Annotated in this window: 12 protein-coding genes and 1 other RNA gene; 8 read left to right on the forward strand and 5 right to left on the reverse strand. The window is 62.3% G+C overall.

Annotated elements, in window-relative coordinates; all coding sequences use genetic code 11:
• Window positions 1–74 precede the first annotated feature (74 nt).
• Window positions 75–830: a Nif3-like dinuclear metal center hexameric protein gene (locus H146_RS0112660; RefSeq protein ID WP_019952249.1), complete on the forward strand. Its 756-nt coding sequence runs from the start codon at window positions 75–77 to the stop codon at window positions 828–830.
• A 47-nt stretch (window positions 831–877) separates the two neighbouring features.
• Here the strand turns inward: H146_RS0112660 and H146_RS0112665 are convergent, their stop codons facing one another.
• Window positions 878–1,333 carry a Z-ring associated ZapG family protein gene (locus H146_RS0112665; protein WP_019952250.1) on the reverse strand — a complete coding sequence of 152 codons (456 nt, stop codon included), beginning with the start codon at window positions 1,331–1,333 and terminating at the stop codon, window positions 878–880.
• Between the two features lie 333 nt (window positions 1,334–1,666).
• Between H146_RS0112665 and zapE the strand changes: the two genes are divergently transcribed.
• The 5 genes from zapE (at window position 1,667) to H146_RS0112690 (ending at window position 5,290) form a co-directional block, all read left to right on the forward strand.
• Window positions 1,667–2,821 carry a cell division protein ZapE gene (zapE, locus tag H146_RS0112670; protein WP_019952251.1) on the forward strand — a complete coding sequence of 385 codons (1,155 nt, stop codon included), beginning with the start codon at window positions 1,667–1,669 and terminating at the stop codon, window positions 2,819–2,821.
• Between the two features lie 140 nt (window positions 2,822–2,961).
• Window positions 2,962–3,390 (forward strand): 50S ribosomal protein L13, encoded by a 429-nt coding sequence (rplM, locus tag H146_RS0112675; protein ID WP_019952252.1) that lies wholly within the window; start codon window positions 2,962–2,964, stop codon window positions 3,388–3,390.
• Window positions 3,391–3,403: 13 nt separating this feature from the next.
• A complete protein-coding gene (rpsI, locus tag H146_RS0112680) occupies window positions 3,404–3,796 on the forward strand; it encodes a 30S ribosomal protein S9 (RefSeq protein ID WP_019952253.1) in 393 nt (130 codons plus the stop codon).
• Window positions 3,797–4,078: 282 nt separating this feature from the next.
• Window positions 4,079–4,711 (forward strand): stringent starvation protein SspA, encoded by a 633-nt coding sequence (gene sspA, locus H146_RS0112685; RefSeq protein ID WP_019952254.1) that lies wholly within the window; start codon window positions 4,079–4,081, stop codon window positions 4,709–4,711.
• A gap of 90 nt (window positions 4,712–4,801) precedes the next feature.
• Complete coding sequence (locus H146_RS0112690; RefSeq protein WP_019952255.1) at window positions 4,802–5,290, forward strand: ClpXP protease specificity-enhancing factor; 489 nt, start codon at window positions 4,802–4,804, stop codon at window positions 5,288–5,290.
• Between the two features lie 88 nt (window positions 5,291–5,378).
• On the opposite strand, the gene H146_RS0112695 is transcribed toward H146_RS0112690, so the two are convergent.
• The 4 genes from H146_RS0112695 to H146_RS0112710 form a co-directional block, all read right to left on the reverse strand.
• Window positions 5,379–5,936 carry a BON domain-containing protein gene (locus H146_RS0112695; protein ID WP_033195709.1) on the reverse strand — a complete coding sequence of 186 codons (558 nt, stop codon included), beginning with the start codon at window positions 5,934–5,936 and terminating at the stop codon, window positions 5,379–5,381.
• Complete coding sequence (locus tag H146_RS0112700) at window positions 5,929–6,522, reverse strand: phosphoheptose isomerase (RefSeq protein ID WP_019952257.1); 594 nt, start codon at window positions 6,520–6,522, stop codon at window positions 5,929–5,931. The genes H146_RS0112695 and H146_RS0112700 overlap by 8 nt, the downstream gene beginning before the upstream one ends.
• A gap of 73 nt (window positions 6,523–6,595) precedes the next feature.
• Window positions 6,596–6,970: a YraN family protein gene (locus H146_RS0112705; RefSeq protein ID WP_019952258.1), complete on the reverse strand. Its 375-nt coding sequence runs from the start codon at window positions 6,968–6,970 to the stop codon at window positions 6,596–6,598.
• A gap of 8 nt (window positions 6,971–6,978) precedes the next feature.
• Complete coding sequence (locus tag H146_RS0112710; RefSeq protein WP_026351960.1) at window positions 6,979–8,733, reverse strand: penicillin-binding protein activator; 1,755 nt, start codon at window positions 8,731–8,733, stop codon at window positions 6,979–6,981.
• Window positions 8,734–8,948: 215 nt separating this feature from the next.
• Here H146_RS0112710 and rsmI point away from each other — a divergent pair, with 215 nt between their 5' ends.
• Both rsmI and rnpB read left to right on the forward strand, forming a co-directional pair.
• Window positions 8,949–9,809 carry a 16S rRNA (cytidine(1402)-2'-O)-methyltransferase gene (gene rsmI / locus H146_RS0112715; RefSeq protein WP_019952260.1) on the forward strand — a complete coding sequence of 287 codons (861 nt, stop codon included), beginning with the start codon at window positions 8,949–8,951 and terminating at the stop codon, window positions 9,807–9,809.
• Between the two features lie 81 nt (window positions 9,810–9,890).
• Window positions 9,891–10,253: RNase P RNA component class A (rnpB, locus tag H146_RS20305), an RNA gene on the forward strand.
• Window positions 10,254–10,289 lie beyond the last annotated feature (36 nt).

Below are 10,289 nucleotides of genomic sequence, written 5' to 3' on the forward strand. Positions count from 1 at the left end.
AAAGGCGTTGAGTCTATCACCCGGCCGGCTGCGCTGTCGTCGCGGGCCGGCACGGTTACTTCATGGAGGAGCACATGGCCGAGCGCGACACCCTGCTTGCCGATATGAACGGGTTGCTGACACCGCAGCGCTTTCGCGACTACACCGCCAACGGCCTGCAGGTCGAAGGCAGGGAGGAGATCAAGCGTATCATGAGCGGCGTCACGGCCTGTCAGTCGCTACTCGACGAGGCGGTCGCCTGGCGGGCGGATATGGTGATCGTCCATCACGGCTATTTCTGGAAGAACGAGCCGGTCGCGGTGACCGGCATGAAGCGCCGTCGACTGGCGACACTGCTTCAGCACGAGATCAACCTGGTGGCCTGGCATCTGCCGCTGGATGCCCACCCGAAGCTGGGTAACAACGCCCTGCTGGCCGAGCGCCTGGGCTGGCAGATCGAGGGCGTGCTGGATGGCGAGATGGGCCAGGGCCTGCTTTACCATGGCCGTGCCGGAGGCGTGGCCCATGACGCCCTGGCAGCGCGCATGACCGAGCGGCTGGGACGTCAGCCGCTTGTCATTGCCGCTCATGACCGACCCATAGAACGCATTGCCTGGTGCACCGGTGGCGCTCAGGACATGATTGCCGAGGCGGCACAGGCCGGTGTGGACGCCTTTGTGTCGGGCGAGGCCTCGGAGCGAACCACACACATGGCACGGGAGATGGGAGTCAGTTACTTCGCGGCGGGGCATCACGCGACCGAGCGTGACGGTATCAGGGCGCTGGGGCAGAGGCTGTCGGAACGCCACGGCGTCGAGCACCGTTTTGTGGATATTGACAATCCTGTCTAGGCTGCTGCCGGAAGGGCAGCAGCCGTTGTCGTTGGGTGTAACAGCAATCAATAGCGCTGTGTGCGGGAGGTCTCCTCCTCGCCTTGAGGCTTCTCCAGACCGTAGCGCTCATCGAGCGTGCCGTTGCCGTCGGCGTAATCCCGTGGTGCGTGCAGCGACTCGCTCGGGTCGCTGGTGCGGCGCTCGTGATCGGTCTCGGGATTGTGTTGCAGGACAGGCGCGGCCGTGTTGTTGCCGAATTTCACGAGGCTGCCGTGCAGACGCTGACGCAGCCTTTCGCTCTGGCGTGTCAGCTCATCGGCCAGCTCGGCGGCCTCGACCAGATGACGCCCGCTGCCTTCGCGCTGCTGTCTGAGTTCCAGCTCGGTTTCCGCCAGCCGCTGTTTGAGTCTCTTGTTGGTGGCCGCGCCACCGCTGCTCATGCGGTGAATCAGGATGCCGATGGCGACACCCGCCAGCAGTGCCACGGCTGCGATTACCCAGTCGATATTGCCTTCGTTCACCAGCCTTCCCCTGATCGGTTATGACGGCCACGCCGGCCGGCGTGGCAGTTTGGGTAAACGCTGCATAAATGCCTGCGCCAGCGAATCGCTGCGTTGCGTGGTACTGGTGCGCCAGCCCGGTCGAACACTCGCCCAACCCCATGTTATGTCTCGTGTTCTGTGTTCCACGCGCGTTGCGCTTCATCTCGCTCGTCGATTTATTCAGCGTTTCCCCGGGTACGCTATTATAGAGGGCGGTCGCGCGTTTCGGTCAATGCATGATGCTGGCCGTTCGCCGCCTTGATCGTTATACAATCAGACTTTTGCACACTTTTTTGCAAGGCACATCCCTCCATGTCCAGACTTCCACCGCTCGAGCAGTACAAAAAGGATCTGCAGCGCGACGATTTCCATTACGATCCGGCGCAGGAAAAAACGGTCGAGCATCTGCAGCGCCTTTACGATGAGCTGACCTCCAGGCCGCGCCCGCAGCCCTCGGTACAGGGCGCCGATGAGGGCGGCGGTCTGAAGTCGCGAATGTCGGGGCTTTTCGGCAAGCGTCAGGCACAGGCGCCCAGTGCCCCGCAACAGCCCGACATCAAGGGGCTCTATCTGTGGGGGGGGGTAGGGCGTGGCAAGACCTGGCTGGTCGATACCTTTCACGACAGTCTGCCGTTTGACGACCGCATGCGGATGCATTTTCACCGCTTCATGCAGCGCGTGCATCGCGAGCTGGACGTGCACAAGGGGCAGAAAAATCCGCTGACGCAGATTGCCGTCAAGCTGGCCGGTGAAGCGCGGGTGATCTGTCTCGATGAGTTTTTCGTCAAGGACATCACCGATGCCATGATTCTGGGCAATCTGCTCGATGCGCTCTTTGCCCAGAAAGTCGTACTGGTCACCACGTCCAATATTGTCCCCGACGAACTCTACAAAAACGGCCTGCAGCGCGATCGTTTTCTCCCCGCCATCGATCTGCTCAATCGCCACTGCGAGGTGATCAACGTTGATGGCGGTATCGATCATCGTCTGCGTACCCTGACCCGTGAGGAGATATTTCACACGCCCGCTGATGACGACGCCGAAAAAGCACTGGCAGAAAGCTTCGAGCGTATTGCGGGCGAGTCGGCGCAGGCCGCTTCGCTGCGCATCAACGGTCGCTCGCTTGCGGCAAAAGGGAGTCACAACGGCGTGGTGTGGTTCGATTTCGATACCCTGTGTGATGGCCCGCGCAGCCAGAACGACTATATCGAGCTGTCACGTGAGTATCACAGCGTATTGATCTCCGCTGTGCCGGTGATGGGCGCCAGCGTGGAGGACAAGTCACGCCGCTTCATCAATCTGGTCGATGAGTTCTACGATCGCGCGGTCAAGCTGGTGATGTCGGCCGAGGCGAGCCCCGAAGCGCTCTACAGCGGCGGCCAGCTCGAATTCGAATTCGAACGTACCGTTTCAAGGCTGCAGGAAATGCAGTCGAGCGAGTATCTGGCCCTTGCCCACAAGCCCTGAAGCAGCTTGTGTGGCGTGCAGCGGGGCTGTACAATGCGCGCTCGCTTATCGTTGTCACGTGCTGCGTGGCAACCAAGAAAAATAGGGATTGGCCGAACGAACCGCGTTCGCTTTCGTGCCACAACCATGGTGATTTACACATGAAAACCTTCAGCGCCAAGCCGCAGTCCGTGCAGCGCGACTGGTACGTCGTCGACGCTGCCGACAAGACCCTCGGGCGTCTGTCGACCGAGATTGCTCGTCGCCTGCGGGGCAAGCACAAGCCCGAATATACGCCGCACGTCGATACCGGCGACTACATCGTGGTCGTCAACGCCGAAAAGGTGCGGGTTACCGGCAAGAAGAGCTTTACCAAGCAGTACTATCGTCATACCGGCTATCCGGGCGGTCTGCGCTCGATGAACTTCGAGCAGATGATCGATCATGCTCCCGAGCGCGTCATCGAGATCGCCGTCAAGGGTATGCTGCCGAAGGGCCCGCTGGGTCGCGCCATGTATTCCAAGCTCAAGGTCTATGCCGGCAGTGAACATCCTCATGCCGCACAGCAGCCTCAGGCACTGAATCTTTAAAGGAACCCCGATCATGGCACAGCAGCAGTACTACGGCACCGGCCGCCGCAAGACCTCTACCGCGCGCGTTTTCCTGCGCCCGGGCAGTGGCAACATCATCGTCAATCAGCGTGAGCTCAACGAATACTTCGGTCGCGTGACTGCCCAGATGGTAGTGCGCCAGCCGCTGGAGCTGACCGAGCTGGGCAGTCAGTTCGACGTCTACGTCACCGTACAGGGCGGCGGCGGGTCGGCTCAGGCCGGCGCCATTCGCCACGGTATTACCCGTGCGCTGATCGACTACAACGCAGATCTGCGCGCACCGCTGCGCAGCGCCGGCTACGTGACGCGCGATGCGCGCATGGTCGAGCGCAAGAAAATCGGTCTGCGCAAGGCGCGTCGTCGTCCGCAGTTCTCCAAGCGTTAATACGCTGCGCTCCTCGCGTCAACGCCCGGGCTATATACCCGGGCGTTTTTGTATGTTCCATCAGGCGAACATTCTGCGGGCCGCTTTTGGCGTTCAGGACTGTTCCCGGCGATATCGTTTTTTGTGCGTTGCCGTCGAGACTCTCCGGGTATCGTAGCGGCGCTCGATGTCATGCTGTCAACGCACCGGAGTGCGGGGCCGTTCGGTCATCGTTGCAATTCGGCCCCGGAACGCCATGGCGGCGTGTTATCATCCGACTCGTGATCAAAGTGAGGAATCTATATGGGTGTTGTGGCCAAGCGATCGTCGATGACGTTCTATACCGGCAGTAACGACCATTACAGCCATCGGGTCAGAATCGTGCTGGCTGAAAAGGGGATCACCGTCGATATCGTCGAGGTGACCGATGAGAAGCGTCCCGCGGAGCTCGCCGATCTCAACCCCTACAACAGCGTGCCGACGCTGATCGATCGCGACCTCGTCCTCTACGAGTCAAAGGTCATGATGGAGTATCTCGACGAGCGTTTTCCGCATCCGCCGCTGTTGCCGGTTTACCCGGTGGCACGTGCCCAGAGCCGCCTGTGGATGCATCGTATCGAGCGCGAATGGTGCCCCATGGCCGAGACCATTCTCGCGGGCAGTGCCTCGAAGAAGGAGGTCGAGCAGGCGCGCAAGGAGCTGCGTGAAAGCCTTGTCGGTATCAGCCCTATCTTCGAGGATATTCCGTTTTTCATGAGCGAAGAGTTCTCACTGGTTGACTGCTGTCTGGCGCCTATCCTGTGGCGCCTGCCGCTGATGGGGATCGAACTTCCCGAGCAGCGTGTCAAACCGCTGATGAACTACATGCAGCGTCTTTTCGAGCGCGACGCCTTTCGCGCTTCGCTACTGGAATCCGAGCGCGAGCTTCGCGGCTGAGTGCGCAAGGGCGATGGCCTGACGGCTATAGTATGAAAAGCGTCGGACTTCGAACGACTCTGCCAGTATGCTTCAGTGAGGTAAGACCCTATGCAATCCAGCCGACCCTATCTGATTCGCGCCCTGTATCAGTGGCTGCTTGATAACGATAGCACGCCCTATGTGGTCGTCGATGCCGAGCAGCCGGGTGTGGTAGTGCCGGAACAGTTCGTGCAAAACGGCCAGATCGTGCTCAATATCGGCCCCGGCGCGGTGCGCGAGCTTTTCATGGAAAACGACATGGTGGCTTTCAACGCGCGCTTCAGCGGCCAGCCGATGACCGTCGAGCTGCCCATAGAGGCCATCGTGGCAATTTACGCGCGGGAAAACGGCGTGGGCATGGTCTTTGGCCAGGAGCCCGTAATGCCGGAAGGCGAGGCGACATCGGAGGGTGATGACGCCGGCGCGGGCGGCGAGGCGCATCTTGAGAGCGTCGAGCGTGCCGATGACGAAAAAAGTGGCGAAGAAGAAGACCATTCGGGCGACGATGATGGCTCGCGGCCGAAGAAAAAGCGTCCTTCGCTAAGGGTGATCAAGTAGCCCCCTGCCATGATGTTGCGTTACCAGCGGGCCCGTCTGTCGACGGGCCCGCTGCTGTTTGTCGCGTGGAAAGGCAGTGACGAGAGGCTCAGGCCTGGTCGATATACTGAAACACTCTGACGATACCTTCGACACCGCCGGTGTCTGACGCCAGGTTGACCAGATACTCCGCTTCGGCGGGGCGCACCAGCCCCATCAGATAAACAGTGGCGTTTTCGGTCATGATGCGCACGCGGTCGGGGTCAAGACGCCCGCCCGCGGCCAGCCGCGTTTTGATCCGGGCGGTAATCCAGGTGTCTCTCAGGCGGCGCTGGGTTGATGTGTTGGGGCCGACAGTCAGCTCATTGCGCAGATGACGCACGCCCTGGGTGTTGGCGGCCAGTTCGTCGGCGATCTGTTTCAGGCGCTCTTCCGGCACCTGGCCGGTCAGCAGGGTCAGGCCGTTGTAGACATCGACATTGATGTGGGCGTTGTCGAAGGCCTCGCTGTCGCGAATGCGATCCCAGAGTGCGCGAGCCGTCTCGGTATCCTGCGCGATGGCATAGTCGGTGCGGGTGCCATAACCGGAGCTGCCGGTGATCGAACTACAGCCGCCGAGCAGCAGCATCAGACCGAGAAGGAGGGTGGCGGAGGCGAATTTATTCATTGCTGCCGAAAAGCTGATGGTCGATCAGATCGCACAGGCAGTGAATGGCCAGTAGATGCACTTCCTGAATGCGGGCGGTGACGGTGGCCGGAACGCGAATCTCGCAGTCTTCCTGGCTCAGCAGCGAGGCCATGTTGCCGCCATCCCGACCGGTCAGGGCGATGACCACCATGTCGCGATCGTGGGCGGCCTGAATCGCCTGGATGACATTGGCCGAGTTGCCGCTGGTCGAGATGGCCAGCAGTACATCGCCGGGCTGGCCGAGAGCGCGGATCTGTTTGGAGAAAACATCGTTGTAGCTGTAATCGTTGGCGATCGAGGTGATCGTCGAAGTGTCGGTGGTCAGCGCCAGAGCGGGCAGGCTGGGCCGTTCACGCTCGAAACGATTGAGCAGCTCGGAGGAGAAGTGCTGCGCATCGCCGGCGCTGCCGCCATTGCCGCAGGCGAGAATCTTGCCGTCGTTGACCAGGCACTGGACCATGATCCGGCTGGCAGTCTCGATATGAGGCGGCAGCACTTCGCTGGACCAGGTCTTGACGTCGATACTGGCGTTGAACTGCTCGGTGATACGGGCCTGAAAATCCATGGAACCTGTCGTCGATGAGTGCGTTGAAAAGGCAGGGGGTGGGCATAACGGCCGCATTCGACAGGAGGGTGCTCTAGAAAGCGTCGAAGGCGCTTTTGACCCAGTCGAATGTCAGCCGGTCGGGCGGCTCGCCACTAACCCCCACCGCATCGAAACGGCAGGGGCATGATAACCCCGAGGCGAGCAGATATAAATGCGCCGTACGGATCAGTCGACGCTGCTTGGCGGCGGTAATGGTCTCCAGCGGACTGCCGTGACGCTGGGCAGCACGATAGCGAACCTCGACAAACACCATGAACTCGCCGTCACGCATGATCAGGTCGATCTCGCCGCCGCGGCTGCGAAAATTGGCGCTGACCGGTACGAGGCCCTGTCTTTCGAGCCAGCGCGCAGTCAGTGCCTCGATATCGTGGCCGCGCTGACGCGCACCCGGCCTGCGCGTGGCCATGGTGCGCCTCAGGGCAGCAGGCCATCGGAGAGCAGCGTCGGCCGGCCGTCGCGGAACTGCGCCCATGGCAGGATGCGTACGATTCGGCCATCGCTGCGCGGTGCCAGCTCGCCGGTGGCGCCGTGCATCTCGAAGCCGCCAATGGCGTTCATGACCGGCAGTCGCCGCGCCAGCTCGAAGGCATCGACGCCCATCGCCTCCAGCTTGAGCATATCCGGAGACTGTTCGTCGCTGCTCAGTAGACTCTCGCGGGTGGTATTGAAGGGCAGGGCCTCGACGCCGCCGCTGGCCGCTTCGGGAATCGCCCAGGGAATGTCGACGAACATGACACCGTCCAGATCGTGATCCAGCCGCGGTTGGGGAGTGCCTTCGTAGACGTGCGAGGTGGCGTAAACCGGCAGATCGGGGGCACCGTAATACTCGAGTGTTGGTGGCACCTGACGGGCATAGGCAGGCAGCGCCAGCATGAACAGCATATCGGGTGTGCCGCGACCGTCGCGCAGTGCACGGCGCACCGCTTCGGTCGCCGAGCCCGAGGGGGTGTAGTTGACCATGCTGACGACATCGCCCCCGGCCTGTCGGAAAGCGTTGTTGAAAGCGCCGGCAACCCGCGAGCCCCAGTCGTTGTCGGGCACCATGACGGCGGCACGGCTGTGGCCGTCGCGGCGTGCGCGTTCGGCCGCCTGGCGCGCTTCATCCTCGGCTGAAAGGCCATACTGGAACAGGTTGGCGGCACTGTTGCGCTCGTTGGTGCCGTAATTGAGCGCCAGCGTGGGCAGCGGCACCTCGCTACGGCTCTCCAGTTCGCTGACCTGCGCCTTTTCAAGCGGGCCGACCACGGCCTGGGCTCCGGCCATGGTGGCGCGCGCATAAAGGCTGTCCATCGACTGTCCCTGACTGTCGATCATTACCATTTGCGGCGGGTTGTCGCCGCGCTGACGCAGTGTCTCGGCCCGGGCCTGCATGCCGTTGCGCACCGCCGTGGCGATCGACGCCAGCGAGCCGCCCGAAGGCAGCAGCACGGCGATGCGGCTGATTTCCTGGCCGCGTAGCTGATCGAGCTGGCTGAGGTCGGTAGGCAGCCTTCTTGAAGCCGGATGGCGTGGATTGTTCGACTGCCACTGGCTGATGGCACCGGAGAGGGTGCTGATACTGCCGCCCTGACGGCGCTGCAGGCGCGCCAGTTCGACCCAGCCGGCAGCCAGCGTGCTCTGCTCGGCCAGCGCGCTCAGCTGGCGCTCGTCGAGATGGCCGAGCTGGCGCCAGATCATATCGTTAAGGCCCGGATCGTCGCTTCGCTGCTGTAGTTCGATCAGGGTGCCGGCGGCTTCCATGGGGCGGTTTTGCAGGCCCAATGCTTCACCGCGGCGTTGCTGCAGCACGATACGCTGATCCGGCGACAGGGCCATATTGCCATCGACAATCGAGGTCGCCTCCAGCGCGGTGGCGCCATCGTTTTGCTGCAGCGCCGCCTGTGAGGTGATCAGCGCCCAGCGTACCCGGGCATCGCCGCTCAGCGCCGAGCGGTCCAGGCGCTGTGCGACCTGCAGCGCCTCGGCGCTGTTGCCACGCTGGAGCAGTTGATTGGCGGCCTCCAGCCGGGTATTGGCGGCGGTGCTGCCCTGCTGCTGCTGCGCCTGGCGCAGCAGCTCATCGGGAGTAGGGCCGCTGTTGAAGCTGTCGATAACTCCTGAAGTGCCGGCGCAGCCTGCCAGGGTGACCATGATGGCCACGCAGGCCAGACTTTTTAATCCTTTTCGCATGCGTCTGCATCCTTCCTTGAGATCGATCCTGGTAGCGGCGTGGCAACGTAGCCGGGCGAGGCGTACCATGCCAGTGTCCCGGTGCCGTGAGAGTGGGTGCCATCGGCGTGCCGCCGTTTTGTTTTGATGTAGAGCGTAGTTCATGGCGGCTGTCGTGCCCGTTTTGACCGCCCCGGAACCCCGACAGACTTGAACAGTTTAAATAGTGTGACGACATGAGCGTTTCAGGCAAGGGCACATTATATGTTGTCGCCACCCCGATAGGTAATCTTGACGACCTGTCACCGCGCGCCGCCGCCATCCTTGCCGGCGCCGATCTGATCGCTGCCGAGGATACCCGCCACAGCGGCCGTCTGCTGGCCCACATTGGCGCACGGGTGGCACTCATCTCGCTGCACGAGCATAACGAGTCATCGCGCATCGCGCGCATCTGCCATGAACTCGACCAGGGACATCAGGTAGCGCTGGTCAGCGATGCCGGTACGCCGCTGATCAGTGATCCGGGCTATCGACTGATACGCGCACTGCGCGAAGGTGGTTACCGGGTGGTGCCGGTGCCCGGGCCCAGTGCGCTGGTGACGGCCCTGTGCGCCGCCGGGTTGCCTACCGAGCGCTTTCTGTTCGAGGGCTTTCTGCCGGCGAAGGGGAGCGCCAGGCGGCAGCGGCTACAGGCATTGGCGCATCAGCAGGTGACGCTGGTGTGCTATGAATCGCCGCATCGTATTGTGGCTCTGCTCACCGATATCGATGCCGTCTTCGCCGAGCGTCAGGTGGTATTGGCGCGCGAGCTGACCAAGACCTTCGAGACCTTTTTACACGGCAGTGGCGCGGCACTGCTGGCGCAACTCGAGGATGACCCCGATCAACAGCGCGGCGAGTTTGTGGTCATGATCGCGCCCGCCGAGCCGATAGACAGAGGCGATGCGCGAACTGTGGAGGGCGATGCGCTGCTCAGCGCCCTGTTGAGCGAGGCCGTCGGCGTCAAGCAGTGCGCCGCAGTAGTCGCGCGCCTGCTGGGGGGGCGTAAACGTGACTGGTACGAGCGGGCAATGGCGCTCAGAGACAGTACAGGCTGAAGACGACAACGGTTATCGCCCTGTAAAAAAAGCCGTGATGCATGGAGTAGCGTCGCGACAGCTGATATTCTTGCGCGCCTGGGAGTCGGCCGAACAGTCGCTGCCGGCCCGTACGGGTCGGGGGAGGAAAGTCCGGGCTCCAAAGGGCAGGATGCCAGGTAACGCCTGGGCGGCGCGAGCCGACGGAAAGTGCAGCAGAGAGCAGACCGCCCAAGCAGTACCGGCAACGGTACTGACGGCAAGGGTGAAAGGGTGCGGTAAGAGCGCACCGCGCGCCTGGTAACAGGTCGCGGCAAGGTAAACCCCATCCGGAGCAAGACCGAATAGGAACCCATTGGCGTGGCCCGCGTCGGGTTCGGGTAGGTTGCTTGAGGCGTTCGGTGACGAACGTCCCAGAGGAATGACTGTTCACGACAGAACCCGGCTTACAGGCCGACTCCCTTCCTGATCTCCGCGTTGAATTCTGATTCCGCGTTTGCC

The sequence above is a fragment of the Kushneria aurantia DSM 21353 genome (assembly GCF_000382245.1).
Classification (GTDB): domain Bacteria; phylum Pseudomonadota; class Gammaproteobacteria; order Pseudomonadales; family Halomonadaceae; genus Kushneria; species Kushneria aurantia.

Excerpts from the sequence above, each read along its gene's own strand:
- rplM (WP_019952252.1), top strand. The coding sequence starts at position 2,962 with ATGAAAACCTTCAGCGCCAAGCCGCAGTCCGTGCAGCGCGACTGGTAC.
- H146_RS0112695 (WP_033195709.1), bottom strand. The coding sequence starts at position 5,936 with ATGAATAAATTCGCCTCCGCCACCCTCCTTCTCGGTCTGATGCTGCTG.
- H146_RS0112660 (WP_019952249.1), top strand. The coding sequence starts at position 75 with ATGGCCGAGCGCGACACCCTGCTTGCCGATATGAACGGGTTGCTGACA.
- H146_RS0112710 (WP_026351960.1), bottom strand. The coding sequence starts at position 8,733 with ATGCGAAAAGGATTAAAAAGTCTGGCCTGCGTGGCCATCATGGTCACC.
- rsmI (WP_019952260.1), top strand. The coding sequence starts at position 8,949 with ATGAGCGTTTCAGGCAAGGGCACATTATATGTTGTCGCCACCCCGATA.
- H146_RS0112690 (WP_019952255.1), top strand. The coding sequence starts at position 4,802 with ATGCAATCCAGCCGACCCTATCTGATTCGCGCCCTGTATCAGTGGCTG.
- H146_RS0112700 (WP_019952257.1), bottom strand. The coding sequence starts at position 6,522 with ATGGATTTTCAGGCCCGTATCACCGAGCAGTTCAACGCCAGTATCGAC.
- H146_RS0112705 (WP_019952258.1), bottom strand. The coding sequence starts at position 6,970 with ATGGCCACGCGCAGGCCGGGTGCGCGTCAGCGCGGCCACGATATCGAG.
- zapE (WP_019952251.1), top strand. The coding sequence starts at position 1,667 with ATGTCCAGACTTCCACCGCTCGAGCAGTACAAAAAGGATCTGCAGCGC.
- rpsI (WP_019952253.1), top strand. The coding sequence starts at position 3,404 with ATGGCACAGCAGCAGTACTACGGCACCGGCCGCCGCAAGACCTCTACC.
- sspA (WP_019952254.1), top strand. The coding sequence starts at position 4,079 with ATGGGTGTTGTGGCCAAGCGATCGTCGATGACGTTCTATACCGGCAGT.